This window comes from Streptomyces sp. GL_148 (assembly GCF_057834205.1).
The window spans coordinates 2,437,806-2,460,390 of record NZ_CM174396.1 but is presented as its reverse complement, the minus strand read 5'-3'; the positions used below and the strand labels follow the sequence as shown (position 1 = coordinate 2,460,390).

Annotated in this window: 20 protein-coding genes and 1 pseudogene; 10 read left to right on the top strand and 11 right to left on the bottom strand. The window is 72.5% G+C overall.

What is annotated here, in order from left to right:
* The first annotated feature begins 204 nt into the window (after positions 1 to 204).
* The gene (locus tag AC3IYI_RS11230; protein WP_489410040.1) at positions 205 to 3,192 is read left to right on the top strand and encodes a bifunctional [glutamine synthetase] adenylyltransferase/[glutamine synthetase]-adenylyl-L-tyrosine phosphorylase; all 2,988 of its coding nucleotides are present in this window, start codon (positions 205 to 207) and stop codon (positions 3,190 to 3,192) included.
* Between the two features lie 63 nt (positions 3,193 to 3,255).
* Here the strand turns inward: AC3IYI_RS11230 and AC3IYI_RS11225 are convergent, their stop codons facing one another.
* From AC3IYI_RS11225 to AC3IYI_RS11215, 3 genes are all read right to left on the bottom strand, one after another.
* On the bottom strand, positions 3,256 to 3,753 hold the full coding sequence (locus AC3IYI_RS11225) for a hypothetical protein (protein WP_489410039.1): 498 nt from the start codon (positions 3,751 to 3,753) through the stop codon (positions 3,256 to 3,258).
* Positions 3,754 to 3,853: 100 nt separating this feature from the next.
* A complete protein-coding gene (locus AC3IYI_RS11220; RefSeq protein WP_489410038.1) occupies positions 3,854 to 4,816 on the bottom strand; it encodes a hypothetical protein in 963 nt (320 codons plus the stop codon).
* Positions 4,813 to 5,337: a SigE family RNA polymerase sigma factor gene (locus AC3IYI_RS11215; RefSeq protein ID WP_489410037.1), complete on the bottom strand. Its 525-nt coding sequence runs from the start codon at positions 5,335 to 5,337 to the stop codon at positions 4,813 to 4,815. Before AC3IYI_RS11215 ends, AC3IYI_RS11220 begins: the two co-directional genes overlap by 4 nt.
* A gap of 297 nt (positions 5,338 to 5,634) precedes the next feature.
* Here AC3IYI_RS11215 and AC3IYI_RS11210 point away from each other — a divergent pair, with 297 nt between their 5' ends.
* Positions 5,635 to 6,180 carry a hypothetical protein gene (locus AC3IYI_RS11210; RefSeq protein ID WP_489410036.1) on the top strand — a complete coding sequence of 182 codons (546 nt, stop codon included), beginning with the start codon at positions 5,635 to 5,637 and terminating at the stop codon, positions 6,178 to 6,180.
* Between the two features lie 22 nt (positions 6,181 to 6,202).
* On the opposite strand, the gene AC3IYI_RS11205 is transcribed toward AC3IYI_RS11210, so the two are convergent.
* Complete coding sequence (locus AC3IYI_RS11205) at positions 6,203 to 6,544, bottom strand: hypothetical protein (protein ID WP_489410035.1); 342 nt, start codon at positions 6,542 to 6,544, stop codon at positions 6,203 to 6,205.
* A 214-nt stretch (positions 6,545 to 6,758) separates the two neighbouring features.
* Between AC3IYI_RS11205 and AC3IYI_RS11200 the strand changes: the two genes are divergently transcribed.
* A complete protein-coding gene (locus tag AC3IYI_RS11200; protein WP_489410034.1) occupies positions 6,759 to 8,453 on the top strand; it encodes a hypothetical protein in 1,695 nt (564 codons plus the stop codon).
* A gap of 23 nt (positions 8,454 to 8,476) precedes the next feature.
* Here AC3IYI_RS11200 and AC3IYI_RS11195 read toward each other — a convergent pair whose 3' ends face one another.
* Positions 8,477 to 8,944 (bottom strand): ATP-binding protein, encoded by a 468-nt coding sequence (locus AC3IYI_RS11195; RefSeq protein WP_489410033.1) that lies wholly within the window; start codon positions 8,942 to 8,944, stop codon positions 8,477 to 8,479.
* 109 nt (positions 8,945 to 9,053) lie between these two features.
* On the opposite strand from AC3IYI_RS11195, the gene AC3IYI_RS11190 reads away from it, so the two are divergent.
* The 3 genes from AC3IYI_RS11190 (at position 9,054) to AC3IYI_RS11180 (ending at position 11,387) form a co-directional block, all read left to right on the top strand.
* The gene (locus AC3IYI_RS11190; RefSeq protein ID WP_489410032.1) at positions 9,054 to 9,911 is read left to right on the top strand and encodes a helix-turn-helix domain-containing protein; all 858 of its coding nucleotides are present in this window, start codon (positions 9,054 to 9,056) and stop codon (positions 9,909 to 9,911) included.
* The gene (locus tag AC3IYI_RS11185; RefSeq protein ID WP_489410031.1) at positions 9,908 to 10,165 is read left to right on the top strand and encodes a DUF397 domain-containing protein; all 258 of its coding nucleotides are present in this window, start codon (positions 9,908 to 9,910) and stop codon (positions 10,163 to 10,165) included. The genes AC3IYI_RS11190 and AC3IYI_RS11185 overlap by 4 nt, the downstream gene beginning before the upstream one ends.
* Positions 10,166 to 10,322: 157 nt before the next feature.
* Positions 10,323 to 11,387, top strand: a complete 1,065-nt coding sequence (locus AC3IYI_RS11180; protein ID WP_489410030.1) for a DUF418 domain-containing protein — start codon at positions 10,323 to 10,325, stop codon at positions 11,385 to 11,387.
* Here the strand turns inward: AC3IYI_RS11180 and AC3IYI_RS11175 are convergent.
* Entirely contained in the window at positions 11,374 to 12,105 is a 732-nt protein-coding gene (locus AC3IYI_RS11175) for a response regulator (protein ID WP_489410029.1), read from the bottom strand. The genes AC3IYI_RS11180 and AC3IYI_RS11175 overlap by 14 nt on opposite strands.
* 28 nt (positions 12,106 to 12,133) lie before the next feature.
* A complete protein-coding gene (locus AC3IYI_RS11170; RefSeq protein ID WP_489410028.1) occupies positions 12,134 to 13,303 on the bottom strand; it encodes a sensor histidine kinase in 1,170 nt (389 codons plus the stop codon).
* Between the two features lie 243 nt (positions 13,304 to 13,546).
* Here AC3IYI_RS11170 and AC3IYI_RS11165 point away from each other — a divergent pair, with 243 nt between their 5' ends.
* Positions 13,547 to 15,649, top strand: coding sequence for an FG-GAP repeat domain-containing protein (locus tag AC3IYI_RS11165; protein WP_489410027.1), 2,103 nt, complete (start codon positions 13,547 to 13,549; stop codon positions 15,647 to 15,649).
* 19 nt (positions 15,650 to 15,668) lie between these two features.
* Here AC3IYI_RS11165 and AC3IYI_RS11160 read toward each other — a convergent pair whose 3' ends face one another.
* Positions 15,669 to 16,544: an NAD(P)H-binding protein gene (locus AC3IYI_RS11160; protein ID WP_489410026.1), complete on the bottom strand. Its 876-nt coding sequence runs from the start codon at positions 16,542 to 16,544 to the stop codon at positions 15,669 to 15,671.
* 110 nt (positions 16,545 to 16,654) lie between these two features.
* Here AC3IYI_RS11160 and AC3IYI_RS11155 point away from each other — a divergent pair, with 110 nt between their 5' ends.
* On the top strand, positions 16,655 to 17,059 hold the full coding sequence (locus AC3IYI_RS11155; protein ID WP_489410025.1) for a winged helix-turn-helix transcriptional regulator: 405 nt from the start codon (positions 16,655 to 16,657) through the stop codon (positions 17,057 to 17,059).
* A gap of 61 nt (positions 17,060 to 17,120) precedes the next feature.
* Here the strand turns inward: AC3IYI_RS11155 and AC3IYI_RS11150 are convergent, their stop codons facing one another.
* The 3 genes from AC3IYI_RS11150 to AC3IYI_RS11140 all read right to left on the bottom strand — a co-directional run bounded on the left by AC3IYI_RS11150 (position 17,121) and on the right by AC3IYI_RS11140 (position 19,325).
* Positions 17,121 to 17,915 carry a PP2C family protein-serine/threonine phosphatase gene (locus AC3IYI_RS11150; RefSeq protein WP_489410024.1) on the bottom strand — a complete coding sequence of 265 codons (795 nt, stop codon included), beginning with the start codon at positions 17,913 to 17,915 and terminating at the stop codon, positions 17,121 to 17,123.
* Positions 17,916 to 17,959: 44 nt separating this feature from the next.
* On the bottom strand, positions 17,960 to 18,622 hold the full coding sequence (locus AC3IYI_RS11145; protein WP_489410023.1) for a hypothetical protein: 663 nt from the start codon (positions 18,620 to 18,622) through the stop codon (positions 17,960 to 17,962).
* A 70-nt stretch (positions 18,623 to 18,692) separates the two neighbouring features.
* Positions 18,693 to 19,325 (bottom strand): TetR/AcrR family transcriptional regulator C-terminal domain-containing protein, encoded by a 633-nt coding sequence (locus AC3IYI_RS11140; RefSeq protein ID WP_489410022.1) that lies wholly within the window; start codon positions 19,323 to 19,325, stop codon positions 18,693 to 18,695.
* A gap of 121 nt (positions 19,326 to 19,446) precedes the next feature.
* Here AC3IYI_RS11140 and AC3IYI_RS11135 point away from each other — a divergent pair.
* Positions 19,447 to 20,920, top strand: a pseudogene (locus AC3IYI_RS11135) (APC family permease).
* A gap of 62 nt (positions 20,921 to 20,982) precedes the next feature.
* Positions 20,983 to 22,584, top strand: coding sequence for an amidohydrolase (locus AC3IYI_RS11130; protein ID WP_489410021.1), 1,602 nt, complete (start codon positions 20,983 to 20,985; stop codon positions 22,582 to 22,584).
* The last annotated feature ends 1 nt before the right edge of the window (position 22,585 follow it).

Below are 22,585 nucleotides of genomic sequence, written 5' to 3'. Positions count from 1 at the left end.
AAGCGCGCCCCGCCCCCGTCGCAAATCTGCCGATAATCCGGCAATCCATCCCACCGTGCTCGCGGTGAGTCGAACGCCTGCTCCGGCTAGGCTCTCCCCGGGCGGACGCGCGGACCCTCCCGACGGCGACACCGCCGAAGGCGACGTCCCGCGCAACCGCCCGGCCAGGGCAAGGGCAGGCCGACGTACGCGGGAGGCGGCGGGATGACAGTCCCGGGACGCAGGAGCAGTACCTTCAGCCGGCTGCTGCGCAGCGGGTTCACCGACCCCTCGGCCGCGGCCCGGCTGCTCGACACCGACGCGCTGGCCGCCGTACGCGCCGATCCGGTGCTCCTCGACGCCCTCGGGCACACCGCAGATCCCGACCTCGCCCTCCTCGGGCTGGTCCGGATCGCCGAAGCGCAGACCCCCGAGGAGCTGCCCGTCCTCCTCGACACCCTCGTCAGCGCCAAACCCCTGCGCGACCGCCTCCTCGGCGTCCTCGGTGCCTCCGAGGCCCTCGGCGACCACCTCGCCCGCCACCCCCGGGACTGGCAGGCCCTCGTCACCTACGAGGCCGCCGATCTGCACCCCGGGCTGCCCGAGTTCGAGCAGGGCCTGTCCGGCGCCCACGACCCCGTCACCCTGCGCGTCGCCTACCGCCGCTGCCTGCTCTCCATCGCCGCCCGCGACGTGTGCGGGACCATAGACGTAGCCCAGACCGCCGCCGAACTCGCCGACCTGGCCACCGCCACCCTCCGCGCGGCCCTGCGCATCGCGACCGCCGCCGCCCCCCAGGACGCGGCGCTCTGCCGGCTCGCCGTCATCGCCATGGGCAAGTGCGGCGGCAACGAGCTGAACTACGTCTCCGACGTCGACGTCATCTTCGTCGGCGACGCGGCCCCCGGCGCCGACGAGGGCAAGGCCGTCCAGGCCGCCGCCCGCCTCGCCTCCCACCTCATGCGGATCTGCTCCGAGACCACCGTCGAAGGCACCATCTGGCCCGTCGACGCCAACCTCCGCCCCGAGGGCAGAAACGGTCCGCTCGTCCGCACCCTCGCCTCACACCTCGCCTACTACCAGCGCTGGGCCAAGACCTGGGAGTTCCAGGCCCTCCTCAAGGCCCGCGCCGTCGCGGGCGACGAGGCGCTCGGCGCCGAGTACATCGCCGCCATAACGCCCCTCGTCTGGCAGGCCGCCGAGCGCGAGAACTTCGTCCCCGACGTCCAGAAGATGCGCCGCCGCGTCGTCGACAACATCCCCGCCGCCCAGGTCGAGCGCGAGCTGAAGCTCGGCCCCGGCGGCCTGCGCGACGTCGAGTTCGCCGTCCAGCTCCTCCAGCTCGTGCACGGCCGCTCCGACGCCACCCTGCACTCCGGAACCACCCTCGACGCGCTCACCGCCCTCGCCGCCGGCGGCTACGTCGGGCGCACCGACGCCGCCCAACTGCACGACGCGTACCGCTTCCTGCGGGCCATGGAGCACCGCATCCAGCTCTACCGGCTGCGCCGCACCCACCTCGTCCCCGAGGACGAAGCCGACCTGCGGCGCCTGGGCCGCTCGCTGGGCCTGCGCACCGAACCCGTCGCCGAGCTCAACAAGGCCTGGCGCCGGCACGCCTCCGTGGTCCGCCGCCTGCACGAGAAGATCTTCTACCGGCCGCTCCTCGACGCCGTGGCCCAGCTCGCCCCCGGCGAGACCCGGCTCTCCCCGCGCGCCGCCGGCCAGCGCCTCGAAGCCCTCGGATACGCCGATCCGGCCGCCGCCCTGCGCCACCTCGAAGCCCTCGCCTCCGGCGTCACCCGCGCCGCCGCCATCCAGCGCACCCTGCTGCCGGTGCTCCTCGGCTGGTTCGCCGACTCCGCCGACCCGGACGCGGGCCTGCTGAACTTCCGCAAGGTCTCCGACGCCCTCGGCAAGACCCCCTGGTACCTGCGCCTCCTGCGCGACGAGGGCGCCGCCGCGGAGAACCTCGCCCGGGTGCTCTCCGCCGGACGCCTCGCCCCCGACCTCCTCCTGCGCGCCCCCGAAGCGGTGGCCCTGCTGGGCGACCCCGAGGGCCTGGTTCCCCGTACCCACGAGGCCCTGGAACAGGAGGTGCTCGCCGCCGTCGGCCGCGCCGAGAACCCGGAAGCCGCCGTGGCCGCCGCCCGCGGCGTCCGCCGCCGCGAGCTGTTCCGCACCACCGCCGCCGACATCATCGGCTCCTACGGTACGGAGGACAGCCCGGCCGAGGAGGACCACGGAGCCCTGGTCGACCGGGTCGGCCGCGCCGTCTCCGAACTCACCGCCGCCACCATCGCCGGGGCCCTGCGCGCCGCCGTCCAGGGCCACTGGGGCGACACCCTGCCCACCCGCTTCGCGATCATCGGCGTGGGCCGCTTCGGCGGGCACGAGCTCGGCTACGGCTCCGACGCCGACGTCCTGTTCGTCCATGAACCGCGCGAGGGCGTCGACGAACAGGTCGCCGCCAAGGCCGCCCACAGCGTCATCGCCGAGATGCGCAGGCTCCTCCAACTCCCCACCACCGACCCGCCGCTGCTCATCGACGCGGACCTGCGCCCCGAAGGCCGCTCCGGCCCCCTGGTCCGCACCCTGCCCTCCTACGCCGCCTACTACCGACGGTGGGCCCTGACCTGGGAGTCCCAGGCCCTGCTGCGCGCCGAACCGGTGGCCGGCGACCTCGAGCTCGGGCAGCGCTTCATCGACCTGATCGACCCGCTGCGCTACCCGATGGAAGGCCTCGGCGAGGACGCCGTCCGCGAGATCCGGCGCCTGAAGGCCCGGATGGAATCCGAACGCCTGCCCAGGGGCGCCGACTCGACCCTGCACACCAAGCTGGGCCGCGGCGGCCTCAGCGACGTCGAGTGGACCGTCCAGCTGATCCAGATGCGGCACGCCTGGGCGGAACCGGGCCTGCGCACGACCCGCACCCGCGAGGCGCTGGCCGCCGCGCACGCGGCCGGCCTGATCCCGACGGAGGAGGCGCAGATCCTGGACGAGGCCTGGGTCCTGGCCACCCGGGTCCGCAACGCCGTGATGCTGGTCCGCGGCCGCGCGGGCGACACCTTCCCCTCGGAAGCCCGCGAACTGGCGGCGGTCGGCCGCTACCTCGGCTACGCGGAGGGCACGGTCGGCGACATGCTGGAGGACTACCGCCGCATCACCCGCCGCGCACGGGGCGTGGTGGACGAGCTGTTCTACGGGGGCTGACCGGCCGCGGCGCCGCCGGACCGGCCGCGGCGCCGGCCGGACCGGCCGCCCACCGGTCCCCGGTCAGGACATGTCGAGTTCCGGCAGGGAGAAGAAGCCGGAGACCGCGCTCACGATCCGTTCCTCGCTGTCATCACCGTCGACATCCCCCTGCGGCCCGGCCAGACGCGCCGCCGTGAGGGCGGGCAGCAGCAGATCGGGTTCCTCGCCCACCGGGTCGTCCGGACTCTCGAAACTGAAGCCGGTGATCAGACGTCCGTCGCGGTAGTACTCGAACCAGGGACCGTGGGCCTTCCCCCAGCAGGGCTCCGTCACGAAGACGGCCAGTTCACCGCCCTCCGGGCACAGCCGCCCGTAGTGGGTGAGGCCGTCGTCGTCGCTGTCCCAGCTGGACATGTCGTGCATCATCAGCCCCCAGCCGGTCCCCTTGCCGTAGGCGAGCGGCATGCGCTTCAGATCGAGCAGTCCCCGCGTGAGCGCGTCCAGGGACGGGCCCCTGAAGAAGACGACGTTGGTCTCCTCGTGGTGCGGGAGCGCGCGGTGTATCCAATGCCTGGTCATACGGGAACCGTAAAGGGACCCACTGACATGGCAGGCAGGCAAGCCGGTGAGTGGCGGGGCCCCGCCGCCGACCCCTGTACGGCGGCGGGGACCCACGTTCCTAGGGGAGGGACTTCTCGTACCCCTTGTCCTGGTCGGAGTCGTAGACCTGCTTGCCCTGGGCGTCGTAGCCCTTGACCCGCGGGGCCTTGGTGACGGCCCGGTCCAGGAGCCCGGTGGCGGCGAACCAGCCGTGGTCCACGGCGCCTTCGAAGGTGGCGCCGCCGTAGCTGACGGTGACCCGGGTGACACCGGGGTCGACCGTGCCGATGCTGCCCCAGCGGTAGGGCAGCTTCCAGGAGCCCTCGGAGCTCAGCTTCTGGAGGTAGAGCTTGCCCCCGTTGATGTCGGGGCGGACGGGTCCGCTGTCGGGGTTCCCGGCCTCGCCGACGGAGGTGTTGAGGCCCTGGGCACTGCCGTCCTTGATGAGGCAGATGAGCCGGGTCTGCCGCGGGGCCTCCTTGACGGCGACGATGTACCGGCCGTCCCCGGGGGAGTTGTTGTTGCCGGTGCTGCGGTGCGCCAGCAGGATCCGGTACTCGGAGGCCTTGCCGAGGTCCGACCGCTGGAACCCCGACGGATCGGGGTGCTGCCGGTCGTAGGCGAGGCACAATCCGAGCCCGTCGGCCGCCTCCTGGAGGGTGATCCCATCGGCGAGCTGCCCGGGCGTCGCGGGTGCGGCCGGTCCCGGGGGCGCCTGGGGGGTGGGCGGCGCCGCGCTCGGCGTCGGGCCGCCGCCCGCCACCGGCACGACCGCCGCACCGCCGCCGGGGCCGTTCCCGGCGAAGACCAGGGCCGTGACCGGGACGACGGCCAGCGCGACCAGGGCCGCCCCCGCCGCCGCGAGCCTGCGGTTCCGCCGCTCCGCGCGGCCCTGCCGGACGATCTCCGGATACGGCACGGCGGCGGGCCGCACCGCCTCGGTGCCCCGGGCCATCCAGTCCCGCAGGTCCCGCTCGAACTCCACGACCCCCTCGAACTCCTCGAACTCGTCGCGCTGCCCGCCGTTGTCCTGCCCGTTCACAGCACCGCCCCCTCGCTCCTCGTCGCGATCCGTCCCAGTCCGGGCCAGGCGCGCAGTTTCGCCAGCGCCTTGGAAGCCTGGCTCTTGACGGTGCCCTGGGAGCACCCGAGAACATCGGCGGTCTCGGCCTCGGAGAGGTCCTCCCAGTACCGCATCACCACCACCGCCCGCTGACGGGCGGGCAGTTGGGCCAGCGCCTCCATCAGCGCGCCGCGCTCGTCGGCCCACTCGGCGGCCCGGTCGCCCACCGAGGTGTCCGGCACGCTGTCCGTCAGGCGCTCGGCGACCCGCCGCTTGCGGAACCGGTCGCTGTTGCACGTGACCAGCATCCGGCGGACGTACGCCTCCGGGCTGTCCATGCGCGCCACGCGCCGCCAGGACCGGTACGCCTTCGCCAGCGCGGCCTGGGTCACGTCCTCCGCGTCGTGCGGATCACCCGTCAACAGGTAGGCCGTGCGCACCAGATGGTTCCAGCGCGCGGCGACGAACGACTGGAACTGAGCTTCTTCCTCGGCCTGCATCGGCACCTCCTCGCCCCCTTGACCACCACCCGCCCCGATCCGGTTGCCCGGAGGGGCGATCGAATTTTTCGCGGGCGGTCGGAGCAGGTGTCCTGTGCCGTCGAACCTTCACCGAATGTCAGCGAAGTTTGACCACTGGCAGTTAATGTCACCGCAGTTTGACCGCCATCCATCACCGGGGTGCGGGGAACGAAATCGGTCGGCATCCCACCGGGCAGAGGTGCCCCGGGTGGGCAGGGGGCGGTCGGCCGCGGAGCGATGAGCGTGCGGCATCGGGAAACTGGTCGAGGAGTAGATGTGGCTCTGTTGGATCAATTGCCCGCTCTGATGGGCGTCGTGGTCGGTTCGCTCGGCTCCTATGCCGTGCAGAGCTCGACTGAGCGTCGGAAGTGGAAGCGGCAACGGGAGGAGCGGTGGGACGAGAAGCGTTTCGAGACCTACGGCGGCTATGCCAATGCCCTCAAGGCCCAGCTTCGTCTCGCCCAGCGCATCGGCGCCGCCCTCGGATTCGCGGATGTGGCCGACCCGTTGCCGCCGGCCGACGGTCTGCCTCTGCTTGCCGACGCGGAGTCCCACCGCGCGACGGAGTGGGAGTCCGTCCTGCTCGTCGGGGACGCAGCGACGATCGCAGCGGCCCGGCGCTGGCACGAGACGATCTGGACCATCGAACTGCTGATACGCGAGGGACCGGTCGACGCGGAGAAGTGGACGAAGGTCCATCGGCTGGCGAGTGCGGCGCGTGACGCGTTCTACGAGAGCGCGCGGCGTGACCTCGGAATCAACGGAGCTCCGCCGCCGTCGGGGCAGTGGCCACGGCAGTGGCGGGCCGAGCTCTCCGGGTGAGTGCTCCAGGGCCCGTACCAGGTCAGGCGGCTTCGGCCGCCGTGCAGGAGGCGCAGTTGCCGGGTTCGGGGGCGCGGAAGACGCGGTTGCAGCCGCCTTCGCAGTTCTGGAACGGGTGGATGACCGTGTCCGGGGGCAGGACGCCGCCACCGCCGGCAGGCCGCTCCGCCAGCCGGGGCGGCCGCAGCACCCTGATCCGGTACGCCAGCAGCCCCGCGGGCGACTCGATCGGCCCGTCGGGAAGACAGCCCGCCAGCGTGGCGCTCACGGCGGCCCGGCTCAGCCCGAGCTCCAACCAGCCGGTGAGCGCGGGGGCGAGCCGGTGCACGTCCCGCTCCGACAGCATCAGCCGCGGATCGCGCACCCGCAGCCGGGCGAGCTAGCCCGTGCTCTTCCAGTTCGTTCAGGTCGGCGGCGATGCGGGCAGCCAACTGTTGACTTCGATTGTTGGTCGTAGGTGGTCATCGGATAGCTCGTATGGGTGAACGTAGGGTCCCATCGGCACGCCGTCTTGGTGGAGACGCCAGTGTCGGTGGAGAACGTTGGGCCGTTGTGGGGGATGGAGAGGGGGGGGGCTGGTGGCGCGTGATGGGGGTCGGCGGAAGCGTGCACTGCGGACGCTGGCTGTTCCGTTCACGGTGTCGGCGCCTGCGGGTGCCCGTATCCGGGATCGTCTGCGCCTGTCCGCTCCTGATGCCGAGGTTTTGCGGCTGGTCGGTGAACATCTGGGCCGGTTTGCCCGCGCCGATCTGGCTGAGCGGGTCCGTATCGGCAGGGTGTCGGTGAAGGAGAATAGGCGGGCGGATCGTAAACGTGCGCTGACGAGGGTGTCGTCGTCTCGGTGGGCGGGCGCGATGACTCGCGTGTCGGAGAATCAGTACCAGCTGTCCCTGCGGTGCCTGTTCGATGAGCGGACCTCGCTGCGCCGGGCCATCGCGAAGATCGGCAAGCGTCTGGCCGTCCCCTGCGGCCAGCGTGTGCAGGGTGTCCGGGGATATCCGAGCCGGGCCGAGCGGGCACAGAAGCAGCGCCGGTCGCAGGTCCTAACCGCGCGCCTGGCCGGGGTGGAACGACGGATCGAGGCAGGACATCCAGCGATCGTAGTCGGCGGCCGCCGCATGGCGAAGGTCCGGCACAACCTGGTCGACGCCGGGCTCACCGAGGCCCAGTGGCGAGAACGCTGGGACGCGCAGCGTATGTTCCTGACCGCCGACGGGGAGTCTGGTGCGCCGCACGGGAATTACACGATCACTGTGGACCCGGCCGACGGCACGGTCACGATCGTCCTGCCCGAACTGCTCAGGCACCTCGCCAACGCACCCCGGGGCCGCTACCAGCTCGCCTGCACTGTCAGCTTCAACCACCGCCAAGGCGAGTGGCTGGACCTGATCACCGCCAACCGGGCCGTGCGCTACGACATCGTGCGCGACCCGGAACGCGGCCGCTGGTACCTCGACGCGTCCTGGTCCACCCCGACAACGCCGCTCCCGACCCCTGCCGAACTGGCCACAACCGGTGTCCGGCTGCTGGCCGTGGACCTCAACGCCGGCCACCTCGCCGCCTGCATCGTAGACACCCACGGGAACCCCACCGGCCAGCCGATCACCGTGCCCACCGACCTGACCGGCCCCACATCCCAGCGCGACGGGCGCCTGCGGCAAGCGATCAGCGAACTCATCCGCCTCGCGACACTCCATGGCTGTGCTGGTCTGGCCATCGAGAACCTTGGCTTCAGCGATGCCCGCGCCACCGGCCGCGAGACGATGGGCCGGGGCAAACGCGGCAAGGCGTTCCGCCGCACCGTCGCAGGCTTGCCGACCGCGCGCTTCCGCGACCGGCTGTCCGGCATGGCCCACCACGCCGGACTGATCGTCGTCGCGGTCGACCCCGCCTACACCTCCCGCTGGGGTGCCCAGCACTGGAAGCAGCCACTCCAACGGCAATCCAAGACCATGATCGTTGCCGGCCACCATGCGGCCGCGGTGGCGATCGGCAGACGCGCCCTCGGACACGGGACACGGCGTCGGCCAGGTGTGACCGCACACGACCAGAGGATCGTCGCGCGGAGAGCTACCGGCCAGACCGTCACCGTACCGAGGGCACGCGGGACCGCGAGCCCGCCAAGGACCACAGGCACACCCCACCCGGGTGACGAGACCTGCCGGGACCGAAGCGACCAGCTCGCGCTGTTCCCCGTCTCCCAAGACCGTTCGGGGAGACAACCGGCCAGCCCGGTGTACAGCGATGCGGCCAGCAGTGGCCAACATCGCTAGGAACGGTTATTTCCCTAGGTTCTTTATTGGTTTACGTTCCGAGTCGCCGGACCGCCGCCCACCGGAACCCGGAAGCCCGGATCCGGTGATCCAGGTCCCGGTGGTCCGATTTCCGCCCAGACGGTCTTGATCGGAACGGGGCCGACGGAGATGCCCCAGCGGTCCGCCAGCGCCGCGACGAGTGCCAGGCCCCGGCCGGACTCCGCGTCGGGGGACGGGAAGTCGGTGACGGACGGCGGCGCGCACTCGGCCCGGGTATCGCTCACCTCGATACGGAGCGTGGCCCCTGCTGCGGTCAGTGCGAGCCGGAACCTCCTTCCCGGGACCCGACCGTGCGTGACGGCGTTGGCCGCGAGTTCGGCGACGACCTGGGCTGCATCAGGGAACGGAAGCCCCCAATCCGCGAGTTGCGCGGCGGCCAGCTGTCGCGCGGAGCGGGCGCCGTGCGGGGTGGCGGGGAGCGTGGCGACGAAGGTGATTTCGTGATTCACGTGACTGAGCGTGGCGAGCCGTGCGTAACCTGAACAGGGAAGCGCCCGTCGTGTACGGCGACTGTCCCGGGGTGTCCAACCCTGTCCCGCCTGTCCCTTGGGGGTGGTTGTGAACGCAGACAGCACCGATGAGTCGAGCGAATCCAGTTGGGAACTCGACCCGGAGGACGAAGCGGGGGCGGTAATCGCCACCGTGGGCCGCCAACTGAAAATGTGGCGGGAGGCGGCCGGTCTCGACCGAACGCAATTCGGTACGCGGATGGGATACGGGCCGAACCTCATCTACAAGATCGAGCGCGGCGCGCGAATTCCGCGCCCTGAGTACTTGGACAAGGCGGACGAGATCCTCGGCGCGAGCGGCAAGATCGCCGCGATGAAGGTGGACGTGGAGCGGGCCCGCTACCCGAAGAAGGTCCGGGACCTGGCGAAGCTGGAGTCCGACGCGGTGGAGCTGGGCGCGTACGGGAACCACAACCTGCACGGCCTGCTCCAGACCGAGGAGTACGCGCGGGCGCTGTACGAGATCCGGCGGCCGGCGTACTCGCCGGACGTGGTGGAGCGCTATGTCGCTGCGCGCATGGCGCGGCAGGAGATGTTCCACCGGCAGCCGTTGCCCGCGCTGACCTTCGTGTTGGAGCAAGGCACTTTGGAGCGTCCGATCGGAGGACGGGACGTGCTCCGCCGACAGTTGGAGCACCTGCTCGAAGTGGCAGCCTTGCGCAACGTCGAGATCCAAGTGATGCCGACGAACTGCGACGATCACGCGGGCATGGGCGGTCAGATCGACGTCTTGAAGCTCAGGGACGGATCGACCATTGGGTACCTCGAAGTCCAGTTGATCAGCCGCCTGATCACCGACCCGAAAGACATCCAACTCCTGGAACTCCGGTATGGGATCATCCGATCACAGGCCCTCAGTCCACGGCAGTCGCGGGCCTTCGTCGAGAAAGTGCTGGGAGAGACATGAGCATCAAGCCCTCGGTCGGCGACCTTTCCGCACTGATCTGGGTCAAGAGCAGTTTCAGCGCCAGCAGTAGCAACGAGTGCGTTGAGGTCGCCTGGGTCAAGAGCACTTACAGCGCCAGCAACAGCAACGACTGCGTAGAAGTGGCGGTCCCCCCCGAGTCGATCCTCATCCGGGACTCCAAGGACATCGCCCGCGCCCCCCTCGCCGTGGCCCCCGCCACCTGGGCCGGGTTCGTGCGGTACGCGGCCGGCTGAACGCGCGGACCTACTCCAGGACCCGGTCCGGGCCCCCGCACGGCCGCCCCGCGGAGCCGTACTTTAGTACGGGCGGGATACGCCCCCGGGGCGACGACCGGGCACCCGGCGGCTTCGTAGCGTGAGGGAGACCCCGTCCCCCGCTCCAGGAGCACCCTTGCACTCCCCGATCCCCCCGGCCCCCGGCGCGCTCAGCGCCCCCACCCCCCGGCGACGCATAGCCGCGCTCGACGCCCTGCGGGGCTTCGCGCTCTGCGGCATCCTGCTGGTGAACATCCCGCAGATCACCGGCATGATCGGCTACTGGGTGCCGGGGGAGCTGCTGCCCGTCCGCGAGGTGCTGGACCTGGCCGTCCAGCACCGGTTCTTCCCGCTCTTCTCCTTCCTCTTCGGGCTGAGCTTCGTCCTCTTCTACGAGAGCGCCACCGCGAAGACCGCGAGCCCCCGCCTGGTGCTGCTGCGCAGGCTCCTCGCCCTCGGGGTGCTCGGCGCCGGGCACCAACTGCTGCATCCCGGGGAGGCGCTGACCCCGTACGCGATCTTCGGGCTGCTCGTGCTGCTGCCCTCCACCTGGCTGCCGCGCTGGGCCGTCCTCACGGCCGGTCTGCTCGCCACGGGCGCCGGGGTCACCCTGGCGGGCGGCGGGATGGCCGTCATCCCCGGACTCTTCCTGCTCGGGTCCGCGACCGCCCGCTACGGCATCGCCGACACCCTGGAGGGCCGGGGCCGGCAGATCGCGGTGCTCTTCGCGGTGTCCGCGCCCGCCGCCGTCGCCGCGACGCTCTGGCAGCGGGACACATGGCTCGACACCGTTGCCACCCGCTCCGCCGCGATCGCCGGTCTGCTGGCCGCGACCGCCTACGTCTGCGGCTTCCTGCTCCTGCTGCGCAGCCCGCTCGGCCGGGCCGTGGAGTCCGTGTTCGCACCGCTCGGTCGGCTCGCGCTGACGAATTACGTCGGCGCCACCCTGGTCGTCGTCGCCCTCTCCCCGGTGCTCGGCCTGGACGGGTCCAGGCGCTGGACCGCCGCCCTGCTGCTCGCCGCCGCGATCCTCGTCCTCCAGGTGATCGTCGGCCGGATGTGGCTGAAGAGCTTCCGCTACGGGCCGCTGGAGTGGGCCTGGCGCTGCGTGACCTGGTGGGAGTTCGTCCCGATCCGCCGCTCGGGCCAGGGCGCGGGCGGTGCGCACCGGGCCGGCGCCGCGCGGGTCAGCGGGGCGTGACCAGCCCGTTGGCCCAGGCCCAGGAGGCGATCTCGACGCGGTTGCGCAGCCCGAGCTTGGCCTGCACCCCCGTCATGTGGGTCTTCACGGTCGACAGGGTGATCCGCAGCTCGTCCGCGATCTCCTGATTGGTGTGCCCGCGCGCGGCCAGGCGGACCACCTCCACCTCCCGTTCCGAGAGCTTCCCCCGGCCCGGTCCCGATGCGGGGCCGGGCCGTCCGGCGAGGGGGTTGGCGTCCTGGGCGCCCAGGTGTTTCAACAGCCGCAGCGTCACCGAGGGCGAGACCAGCGCGTCGCCCCGGGCCGCCGAACGGACGGCTTCGAGGAGCAGCTCGGGCCCGGCGTTCTTGAGCAGGAAGCCGACGGCGCCGGCGCGCAGGGCCCCGTAGAGGTAGTCGTCCTGGTCGAAGGTGGTGACGATGACGACCTTGAGCGGGTCGGCGATTCCGGGTCCGGCGAGGGCGCGGGTCACGTCGAGGCCGTCGAGCTTGGGCATCCGGACGTCGACCAGGCAGACATCGGGCCGCAGTCGCCGGGCCAGCTCCACGCAGGCGGCGCCGTCCGCGGCCTCGCCGACGACCTCCAGGTCGGGCTGGGCGTCGAGCATCAGCCGGAAGCCGAGCCGCACCATGTCCTGATCGTCCGCGATCACCACGCGGATGGGCCGTGCGACCGGGAGGGACGGGGCGGCAGGGGCCGGGGGAGGAGCACTGCTCATACGGGCCATTCTCGCGCAGGGCTCGGGCTCAGCTCCCGCCCCGGACCGGCAGGGTGGCCGTGAGCCGCCAGCCGCCCGTGGGCAGCGGTCCGGCGTGGAGGGTGCCGCCGACGGCTTCGACCCGCTCGCGCAGGCCGATCAGGCCGAAGCCGCCCCGGCGGCCGATGAGCGGCGGACGGGCGGAGGCGCCGGGGCCGTTGGAGACGGTCACGCGCAGCACCCCGGCGGCCCCGCTCTCCGCCTCCTCCGCCTCCTCCGGCTCCTCCGCATCGACCTCAACTTCGACCTCGACTTCGACGGTCGCGGCGTCCGGCGCGTGCCGTCCGACGTTGGTCAGCGACTCCTGCACCACCCGGTGGACCGTGGTCTCCACCTCGGGGTCCAGGACGGCGGCGCGGGCCCGCGCCGAGACGGTCAGTCGGGCCACCGGACCGTGGCCGTCCCGGCCGGACCGGGCGACCAGCAGGCCCAGTTCCGCGAGCAGATCACCCGGCCGGACGGTCGCGGCCCCGTCCTCGCGCAGGACCCGTACCAGGCGGTGCATCGAATCGAGGGTCTCGTTCCCGGCGGTCTCGATGGAGCGCAGCAGCGGGTCGAGCTGCTCCGGGGAGCTCTCCCGGATGATCCGGGCCGCCTGGGCCTGGACGACCATGCCGGTGACGTGGTGGGCGACGAAGTCGTGCAGGTCGCGGGCGAGCCGCAGCCGCTCCCGTTCGCGGACCTCGACCACGGTCCAGGTGCGCCGTTCGTCGAGGGTGCGCAGGTACCAGCCGAGTCCGGCGGCTCCGCCGGCCGCGAGGGTGAGCAGGAAGGCGAGCGAGGTGCGCTCGGAGGCGTGGCCCATGCGCAGCGGAGCGGTCGCGACCGCCGCGGCCAGCAGCAGGCAGAGCCCGAGGGCCGGCGGTCCGGCCCGGCCGCGGCGGGCCGTCCGGGTCAGCAGGGTCAGGAGTACGAGGACTTCGCCCAGCCCGAAGCCCACGGTCCCGCCGCGCAGCGTGAGGAAGAGGGTGGTGGCCCCGGAGAGCAGCACGGCCGCGGCGGCCCGCCCTTCGACGGGTACGCGCCTCCCGCGCGGGGCGGGCAACAGAGCCACGAGGGCCACGGCCGCGCCGGTGGCCAGCAGCAGCGGGACGCCGTAGGGGCGGGCGCTGAGCAGGTCGAGGAGCCAGAGGAGGAGGAACGCGGCGCCCGTGAGCATCACCGCACCGTGGCGCCCGAGCCGCCCGGCCGGGGGAGGTCCACCCGGTCTGCTTCCTCCCGGTTCACCTGTCGCGTCCATGAGGCGAACGTACCGGCCGGGGGCCGGTGTCCTCGGCTTTGATGCACTGCCGGCGACCTCCCTCAGCGGTGATCATGGCCTGATATACGCTGCGCGAGCGTGCATCCCGTCCATGCACCTCGCACACCTCATGCGTCTGATGCCCGGGGGGGCTCTCTCCTTATGACTTCGCATTCCCGCACCATGTTCGGCGTCGCGCTCACTCCCGTCCTCGCGCTCGCGCTCGCCGCGCCGGCCGCCTTCGCGGCGCCGACGGCGGTCGCGTCCGCGCCGGGCCCCGCCCAGGACGCGTCCACCGCCGCGGCCGCGGCCCCGCAGCTCGGTCCGTGGACCAAGCCCACCCGGCTGGACGAGTCGATCGGCGGCACGGTGACGGCCAAGAACGGCACCGTGCTGGCGGTGTCGGGCGACAGAGTGCTGCGGCGTCCCGCCGGGGCGACGGGCTGGATCACCATGAGCTTCAACCAGTCGGCGGAGTACAGCCAGGTAGGCCTCACGGCGCTGCCCGACGGCTCCGTCCAACTGTTCGCCACCACCAAGGACAGCACGTCCTGGACCGCGATGCTCGCGCCGGGTGCCACGGAGTTCTCGGCGCTGCAGATCCTCGAGAGGTACTACACCACCCGCATCGCGGGCAGCGCCTCGGGACACGTCGTCGCCGCCTGGTTCATGGACGGCAAGGTCTACGCCGTCGAGCGGACGGCGCAGGGAACCTGGTCGGCTCCGGTCGTCCTGAACGGGCCGGAGGCGCCCCCCGCGAGCGGCGACATGTCCCTCGCGGTGGCCAACGACGGTACGGCGCTGGTGTCCTGGGTCGTCGAGCACGTGGACGAGGACGGCGGCCCCACGGTCCGTCAGTACCAGACCGCGGAGAAGGCCGCCGGCGCCGCGCAGTGGAGCGCGCCGCGCGATCTCGCGCTGACCGGCGACGAGCCCCAGGCCGTGCAGCTCTTCGCGCGGGTCAAGGGCGGATTCCACCTGGTGTGGAACGGTGGGAACAAGCGCGAGCTGTCCTACGCGCGGCGGCAGGCCGGCGCCACGTCCTGGAGTCCCGCCGCGCCCGTCGGCCCGTGGGACGCCCACCGCGTCAACGCACCGATCGATCTGCCCAACGGCGATGTCTTCCTGGTCGGTGTGACGATGTTCGGGGCACCCTGGTCCAGCGTGCGCTCGGAGGCCAAGGCCACCTGGGCGGCAGGGCAGCGCTTCCCGGCCGCCCAGGTCGATTCCTGGTCGGTGCAGAGTGTGCTCGCCGCCAACGGCACTGTGGTCGTCGCCTGGAGCCGGGACGGCCGTGCCCTGGTGTCCACGTTCGCGGGCGGTACCTGGGCGGCCCCCACGGTGCTCAGCGAGTCGAATGGCGGGGGCTTCGAGATGAGCTCCGACGCCCAGGGTCGCCCGCTCGTGGTGTTCGGCCAGGACGAGCCGGACGCCGAAGGCGTCAACCGCAGGGTCAGGTACCTCACGACCACCGCTTCGCGCAAGCTTCCCGTACGGCGCGATCTCACGGGCGACGGCAAGGCCGATGTCCTCGGGCTCTCGACCGCGGGCAACCTCAAGCTCGTCTCGGGAGCCGGTCTCACCAAGGCCCCGTTCGTAGTGCCCGGCTGGGACCCGGCCGCCGAGGTGCTGCCCTTCGGGGACCTGAACGGCGACCGCTGCAACGACGTGTTCGTCCGGCTGCCCGGCGGCGAGGCCCGCATGTACACCCCGGTGTGCGGCGGACTCCCGTCGCCCGGATCGGCGTACAAGAAGATCGCCTCGGACTGGAAGGCCTACAACTCCTTCTCCGCTCCCGGCGACCTCACCGGTGACGGCCGCACCGACCTGCTGGCCCGTGATGCCGCCACCGGCAGCCTCTACCTCTACGCCGACAACGGCGCGGGCGGCTTCGCGGCCCGGGTCAAGGTCGGCACGGGCTGGAACGGGTACAAGAAGATCATCGGCGCGGGTGACCTCACCGGTGACGGCAAGGCCGACCTGCTCGGCCTCGACGCCTCCGGCGAGCTGTGGCGCTACAACGGCACCGGAATCGGCACCGGCACCGGCGTCTTCAAGAGCCGCGTCCTGGTGTTCAAGGACTGGGGCGGCAGCTACAAGGACGTCGTCGGCGCCGGGGACCTGAACGGCGACGGCAAGGCCGACCTCCTGTCCCGCGACACCGCGGGCCGGCCGTGGCTGAACCCGGGCAACGGCTCCGGCGGCTTCGGCAACCGGACCGCCATCGGCACCGAGCCGATCTGGCAGTACACGAAGATCTCCTAAGGCCCGCATGCGGTGGTTTTTAGCCCGCGCTCCGGGCGGTGGCCACCGCCTCCGCCACCGTGTGCGCCATCGGCGTCGTAGGACGGCCGATCAGGCGGGACAGGTCGCCGGAGGTGCCGGCCAGCCGGCCGCGCTCGATGGCGAGGTCCACGTCGACCAGGATCGCGGCGAACGGCGCCGGGACTCCCGCGCCGGTGAGGACCGCCTGGTGGGCCTCGGGGGTCACGGCGTTGTACGTGACCTCCTGCCCGGCGGCCTCCGCCACCGCCGCCGCGTACTCCGCGAAGGACCACGCCACGTCGCCGCTCAGCTCGTACGCCCGGCCGAGGTGGCCCTCCCCGGTCACCACGGCCGCGGCCGCCGCCGCGTAGTCGGCCCGCGCCGCCGAGGCCACCCGGCCCTCGCCCGCGTTGGAGAGGACCGCCCCGTGCGCGAGCACCGGAGCCAGGTTGCCGGTGTGGTTCTCGGTGTACCAGCCGTTGCGCAGGAAGGTGTACGGCAGGCCCGAGGCGAGGATCAGCTCCTCGGTCGCCCGGTGCTCGGCGGCCAGGTCGAAGTCCGCGTCGGGCCCGCCCAGGATGCCGGTGTACGCGAACTGCGCCACCCCGGCCGCCTTCGCCGCGTCGATCGCGGCGGAGTGCTGGGGCACCCGCCGTCCGACCTCGCTCCCGGAGATCATCAGGACGCGGTCGCCGGAGCGGAAGGCTCCGGCGAGGGTCTCGGGCGCGCTGTAGTCGGCGATGCGCAGTTCGACGCCCAGTGCGGCGAGCGGGGCGGCCTTCTCCTTGTCGCGGACGACGGCGGCGATGGCGGCGGCGGGGACGCCCTGGGCGAGCAGCTCGTCGATGACGAGACGGCCGAGGGCTCCGGTGGCTCCGGTGACGACGATGCTCATGGCGGGTTCACTCCTGGGTCTGGACCTTGCTCCCCGTTTCCGGGCTGTGCACTCACCGTACGGTGGGCGCTAACTAAACGGCAGTACCCACTTTGGAGTAAGGTACTGGCATGGGAGTAAGTGAGAAGTGGACCGTGGTCGAGGGCATGTGCCCGCAGCGGCTCGTCCTGGAGCACGTCACCAGCCGCTGGGGCGTCCTCGTACTGGACGCCCTGCTCGACCGCTCGTACCGGTTCAGCGAACTGCGCCGGGGGATCGCGACGGTCGCCAAGGTCAGCGAGAAGATGCTGGCCCAGACCCTCCAGACGCTGGAGCGCGACGGCTTCGTGCACCGCGACGCCAAGCCCGTCATCCCGCCCCGCGTCGACTACTCGCTCACCCCGCTGGGCCGCGAGGCCGCCGAGCGGGTGCGGGCGCTCGCCCACTGGACCGACCTGCGCATGGACGACGTGCAGCGGGCGCGCGAGGCGTACGACGAGTCGAAGCGGCAGGCCGCGGCCGCGGCCCTGAACTAGCGGGACCTTCCGTAGTGGGACCTTCCGTAGCGGGACCTCACGCGCCTGAACCAGCGGGACCTCATGCGCCGATGCGTACCAGCGCGAGCGAGATGTTGTCGGGGCCCCCGGCCTCGATGGCGGCCCTCCAGAGCTCGAACGCGGCCTTGCCGTCGTCGTGCGTCCGCAGCACCTCGTCGATGGCCTCTTCGGGCACCGGGTCGGTCAGTCCGTCGGTGCACACCAGGTAGCGGTCACCCGTGGACAGCGGGAAGGCCGCCACGTGCGGGGTGAGGACGTGCTCGGCGCGGCTTCCGCCGAGGGTCTGCGTGACGGCCGACGTGGTGCGGTGCCCGGGCAGCGGCGGCGGGCTGTCGTCCACGCTGACCTGGCGCAGCCCGCCATCGGCCGCGTGGAACACCTTGCTGTCGCCGACGTTGAACGACAGCAGCGACTCCGACAGGACCAGGGTGCCGGCGACCGTGGTCCCCATGGCGGTCAGCTCCGGACGGCCGTCGGTGGCGGAGTGCACCGCACGGTTGCAGAGGTTCAGCGCGTCCTCGATGGCCTCGGCACCGTCCAGCGTGGGGCCCAGCAGGGCGAGTTCGCGGACGACCAGCTCGCTGGCGACCTCGCCGGCCGGCTGCCCGCCGAGCCCGTCGGCCACGGCGACGACGAGCGGTCTGCCGAGGGGGAAGAGGAGCGTCTGAGGGCTCCGGGTCGTGGTCCCGCACAGCGTCCAGGGCCCGACGACCAGGCTGTCCTCGTTGTGCTCGCGGACCAGCCCGACATGACTCAGGGCGGTCACGGCTATGTACTCGGCCACGAGGTGCCGCCTCTCCACGACGCAGATGTGTCCCTTCCTCGTCGCCACCATTGTCCCGCCGCCGGGCGAGCGGCGCGTGTCCGCGGCTCCGGTGGTCAGTACTGCGTCCCTCCGGCCGTGAACGGGCCGGTCACGGGGGCCACGCACTTGTCCATGGCGGCGATCTCCTCGCCGCCCACCGACCCCTCCAGGCACAGCCGGCCGCCCTTCTCGCGCAGGTCGAGGAAGAACCGCGTGGTCACGCCGGACTGCTTGAGGTCGTGGATGCGCTCGTCGGGGTAGCCGAGGCCGTTCAGGATCGTCCTGACCTTGGCGGGAGTGGGGTCCACCAGCTCCCAGAGGGCCTCGGCGATGCGCTGCTCGTGGTGGTTGCTCGCGCACCAGTCGCGGGCGTTCAGCTCCACCATCGGGCCCGCCGTGGGCATGGCCGGCTCGACCGTGCCGGCCGGAGCCTCCGCGCCGGGCGGTGCCGCCTGCGGACTCGGCGGCCCCGCCTGGGGGGTGCCCGGAGCCGGGCACGTCTGCGCGATGTACTCCTGTATCTCCGCGAGGGCCGGGGAGGACAGGCTTCCCATGGGCTTCGCGGGCACGGCGGGCGCGGCGGGCGCGGCCGCCGCGGCCGGCTCGCCTCCGCCGGTCGCCTTCGCGGTGCCGCACGCGCCGAGTGCCAGGACGGCGAGGGCCGCAAGGGCGACGGTGAGCAGCGGGCGGCGCGAGGAGCGGGCGAACGTGCCGGTGGAGCCATGGGTTGGGGTCATGCGCCCAGTCTCTGATCATGCCGAGCCCGGCGCGTGAGTACGCGTACTCACCTGGGCCGGGGGTACTTGCTCAAACCTTGTCCGCCTCCACGGCCGCCCCCGCCCCGCCGCGCAGCCCCCTCGCGTACGCCAGGAACGCCGTCAGGCCCACCTCGAAGGCGGCCTCCGCGCGGCCCGGGCCCTGCGCGGCCAGGGCGCGGGCGAGCAGCGGGGTGCCCGGAGTCGGCTCCCACATGGCGTCCGGGGCCGCGAGGTCCAGGGCCGAGCCCAGGACCAGGTTCTCCAGGCCCGTGAGCAGCGGCATCACCTGCTCCGCGGCGAAGCCGGCCCGCAGGAGCAGGGCCACGGCCCGTTCGTACTGCTCGAGCACCGCGGGCGCCCGGACCGGGGTGGTCATCAGCAGCGGGATGGCCCGCGGATAGGCGGCGAAGGCGGCCCGGTACGAGCGGGCCCAGGCCTCCAGGGACCGGTCCCAGGGCTCGGGTGAGGACAGCGTGCCGCCGTCGATCCCGGCGCACACCCGCTCGCGGATCAGCTCGATCACCCCGGCCCGCCCGTCCACATGGTGATACAGCGACCCGGTCTGCACCCCGAGCGCCCGGGCGATCTGGGGGACGCTGAACTCGCCCTGCTCGGCCAGCAGTTGCAGGGCGGCAGCGCCGATCCGCTCCCGGTCGAGCAGTGGGGTGCGCGGCCGCGCCATCGTATTTCTCCCGCCGTCAGGTCTTCCCGTACGTCAAAACCGGAGGCTACATTGCCGCAAACCGAAAGCCTTTAGGTTTTTGCCTCCCCGCCGCCTGCCGTTCGCAGAAGGGTGCTCCCGCATGCCCGAAACGCCCGAGCCGCCAAGAACGAGTACCGACCTGCGCCGCGGCGCGCTCGGTACCGCCGACATCTCCTTCTTCGTCGTCTCCGCCGCCGCCCCGCTCACCGTCATGGCCGGCGTCGCCCCCGTCGCGATCCTCCTCGGCGGCATCGGCGCCCCCGCCGGCTACCTCCTCGCCGGCCTCACCCTCGCGGTCTTCGCCGTCGGCTTCACCACCATGAGCCGCCACGTCCGCAGCGGCGGCGCCTTCTACGCCTACATCGCCCGAGGCCTCGGCAAGCGCGTCGGCATCGGCGCCGCCCTGCTCGCCCTCATCGGCTACAACGGCATGGAGATCGGCGTCTACGGGCTCCTCGGCACCACCACCGCCGACACCGGGCGGGCCCTCGCCGGCCTGGACATCCCCTGGCTGCCCGTCTCCCTGGCCGGGCTCCTGCTCATCTGGTTCGGCGGCGCCAGACTGCCGGGGGGTCGCGCTCGTCGCCGATTCTCGATTGCTCGCCCTGCTCGGGAGCTTTGGCGTGGAGCTTCGCAACTCTCTGCTACCGTTTGAACACCCGGTGCCGATAACCAAGTTGCCGGAATATGGCGGGTCATCGACCTGCCCGGCGGTCGGGAGGATCGTCGCCGGACGGACATAAGTGCTGTCAAACCCACCGGGGCAACCCAGATGGGAATCTCCCGCCTTACAGGCGGGAGAGAGCTCCAAGCCTTCGTCGTCTGGACTCATCCAGGCATTCGGCGCTGGGGGTCCTGCGGCCGCAAACCCGGGACCCCGGTGGCGCTTCTTCACCGCCATCACCACCTACGTGGGCCCCTGGGCGGCCGACCTGATGCACGTCTTCATCGTCACCAGCGTCATCGCCTCCCTCCTCGCCTTCCACAACGCCATCAACCGGTACGCGCTCGCCCTCGCCGAGGAAGGCGTCCTGTCCGCCGCCCTCGGCCGGATCCACCCGCGCCACGGCTCCCCGTACGTCGCGGGTGCGGCGCAGACCGCCCTCGGCGCCGTGATCGTCCTCGGCTTCGCCCTCGCCGGAGCCGACCCGTACCAGCAGCTCCTGCTCTGGGTGAACACACCCGGCATGATCGGCCTCATGGCCCTGATGCTGCTCGCCGCCATCGCCGTACCCGTCTACTTCCGCCGCGTCCGGCACGACGAGGGGCCCTGGCGGACCCTGATCGCGCCCGTCACCGCCGCGGTGCTGCTGGCCGTCGCGATCTGCCTGGTCGTCTCCAAGGTGGCCCTCTTCACCATGGCCTCCACCACCGTCAACACCCTCCTCGTGGCCCTCGTGCCCGCCGTCTTCCTCGTGGGGCTCGCCCTCGCCCAGCGCCTGAAGACCCGCCGACCCGAGGTCTACGCCCGCTTCGCGGAGGAGCCGGCCGGGGCAGCCGCGCCCTCGGCACCCGCAGTGCCCGCAGCGCCCGCAGCGCAGGGGGAGTCCGCGGCACCCGTAGCGTCCGCATAGCCCGCAGCACCCGTACAGCCCGACCAGGCCGACCAGCCCGAAGCCCCACAAGGAGCAGAGCCGTGCCCGCTGCCGACACCGTCCTCACCGGAGCCCGCGTCCGCACCCTCGACCCCGCCCGCCCCGAGGCCCGCGCGGTAGCCGTCCTCGGCGGCGAGATCGTCGCCGTCGGCGACGAGGCCGACGTCCGCGACTGGCGCGGACCCCGCACCGAGACCGTCGACCTCGGCGAAGCCACCCTCACCCCCGGCCTCACCGACGCCCACAGCCACCCCGTCTGGGGCATCGAGATGGCAGAAGGCACCGACCTCTCCGCCGTCACCGACCTCGACCAGCTCCGCGCCGCCCTGCGCACCGCCGACCGGGGCCCCGGCGGCTGGGTCACCGGCTTCGGCCTCGACCACAACGCCTTCGGCGGCCGCCCCGTCGACAAGGCCCTGATCGAGGAGGCCCTCGCCGGAGCCCCCGCCTTCCTGCGCCTCTACGACGGCCACTCCGCCCTCGCCTCCGGCGCGGCCCTGGCCGCCGCCGGGATCACCGGACCGCGCGCCTTCGCCCAGCGCTCCGAGATCGTCTGCGACCCCGACGGGCGGCCCACCGGCCACCTCGTCGAGCACGCCGCCATGGCCCTGGTCGGCTCGCTCGCGCCGAAGCCCACGTACACCGAACGCCGCGAACGCCTCATGCGGCTGCTCGGCGACATGGCCGCCACCGGCCTGACCGGCGCCCACGTCATGGACCTCGGCGACGGGGACGTCCCCGCCCTGCTCGCGACCGCCGAGTACGAGGGCGACCTGCCGCTGCGGCTGAACCTCTCGCCCTGGTGCATGCCCGGCGCCACCGGCGAGGACCTGGAGGAGCTGATCGAGCTCCAGCGGCTCGTGGGCCGCCACTGGAAGGTCGGCGGGGTGAAGTTCTTCATGGACGGCACCGTCGAGGGGGGCACCGCCTGGCTGGAGCACGCCGACTGCCACGGCCGGGGCACCGAGGCCTTCTGGCCCGACCCGCAGGCCTACGCCGAGGCGGTACGGGTCCTCGACGCGGCCGGGGTGCGCACCGCCACCCACGCCATCGGCGACGCGGCGGTCCGGCACGTCCTGGACACCGTGGAGTCGCTGGGCCTGCGGGGCCGGATGCGGCACCGGATCGAGCACATCGAGACGGTCCCGGACGGCCAGCTGAAGCGGTTCGCGGAGCTCGGGGTGATCGCCTCGATGCAGCCGCCGCACACCGCGTACACCCGGGCCGACCACAGCGACGAGTGGTCCAAGCGGCTGGGGGAGGAGCGGGCCGGCCACGCCTGGCGCTGCCGGGACCTGCGCGAAGCCGGCGCGGTGCTCGCCCTCGGCTCGGACTGGCCCATCGCCCACTACGACGCCCGCCAGGTCCTGGCCACCGCCCGCGACCCGCGCGGCGCGGCCTCGGCCGGTACGGGGGCCTGGACCGGGGCCGCCCTGAGCGGGCTGATGGCCCTGGAGGGCATGACCTCGCACGCCGCGCTCGCGGCGGGGGAGGGAGCAGTGGCGGGCCGGATCGCGGCCGGCTTCCGGGCGGACCTGACCGCCTTCGGCCTGGACCCGGTGGACGCTCCGGCGGGCGAGCTGGCCGGGGCGCCGGTACGGCTCACCATGTCGGGGGGCCGGATCACCCACAGGGAGGGGTGAG

What these genes read in the sequence shown, in the direction of transcription:
- AC3IYI_RS11230 (WP_489410040.1), top strand. Translation starts at nt 205, where the DNA reads ATGACAGTCCCGGGACGCAGGAGCAGTACCTTCAGCCGGCTGCTGCGC.
- AC3IYI_RS11225 (WP_489410039.1), bottom strand. Translation starts at nt 3,753, where the DNA reads ATGACCAGGCATTGGATACACCGCGCGCTCCCGCACCACGAGGAGACC.
- AC3IYI_RS11215 (WP_489410037.1), bottom strand. Translation starts at nt 5,337, where the DNA reads ATGCAGGCCGAGGAAGAAGCTCAGTTCCAGTCGTTCGTCGCCGCGCGC.
- AC3IYI_RS11185 (WP_489410031.1), top strand. Translation starts at nt 9,908, where the DNA reads ATGAGCATCAAGCCCTCGGTCGGCGACCTTTCCGCACTGATCTGGGTC.
- AC3IYI_RS11175 (WP_489410029.1), bottom strand. Translation starts at nt 12,105, where the DNA reads ATGAGCAGTGCTCCTCCCCCGGCCCCTGCCGCCCCGTCCCTCCCGGTC.
- AC3IYI_RS11170 (WP_489410028.1), bottom strand. Translation starts at nt 13,303, where the DNA reads ATGCTCACGGGCGCCGCGTTCCTCCTCCTCTGGCTCCTCGACCTGCTC.
- AC3IYI_RS11165 (WP_489410027.1), top strand. Translation starts at nt 13,547, where the DNA reads ATGACTTCGCATTCCCGCACCATGTTCGGCGTCGCGCTCACTCCCGTC.
- AC3IYI_RS11160 (WP_489410026.1), bottom strand. Translation starts at nt 16,544, where the DNA reads ATGAGCATCGTCGTCACCGGAGCCACCGGAGCCCTCGGCCGTCTCGTC.
- AC3IYI_RS11155 (WP_489410025.1), top strand. Translation starts at nt 16,655, where the DNA reads ATGGGAGTAAGTGAGAAGTGGACCGTGGTCGAGGGCATGTGCCCGCAG.
- AC3IYI_RS11150 (WP_489410024.1), bottom strand. Translation starts at nt 17,915, where the DNA reads ATGGTGGCGACGAGGAAGGGACACATCTGCGTCGTGGAGAGGCGGCAC.
- AC3IYI_RS11145 (WP_489410023.1), bottom strand. Translation starts at nt 18,622, where the DNA reads ATGACCCCAACCCATGGCTCCACCGGCACGTTCGCCCGCTCCTCGCGC.
- AC3IYI_RS11140 (WP_489410022.1), bottom strand. Translation starts at nt 19,325, where the DNA reads ATGGCGCGGCCGCGCACCCCACTGCTCGACCGGGAGCGGATCGGCGCT.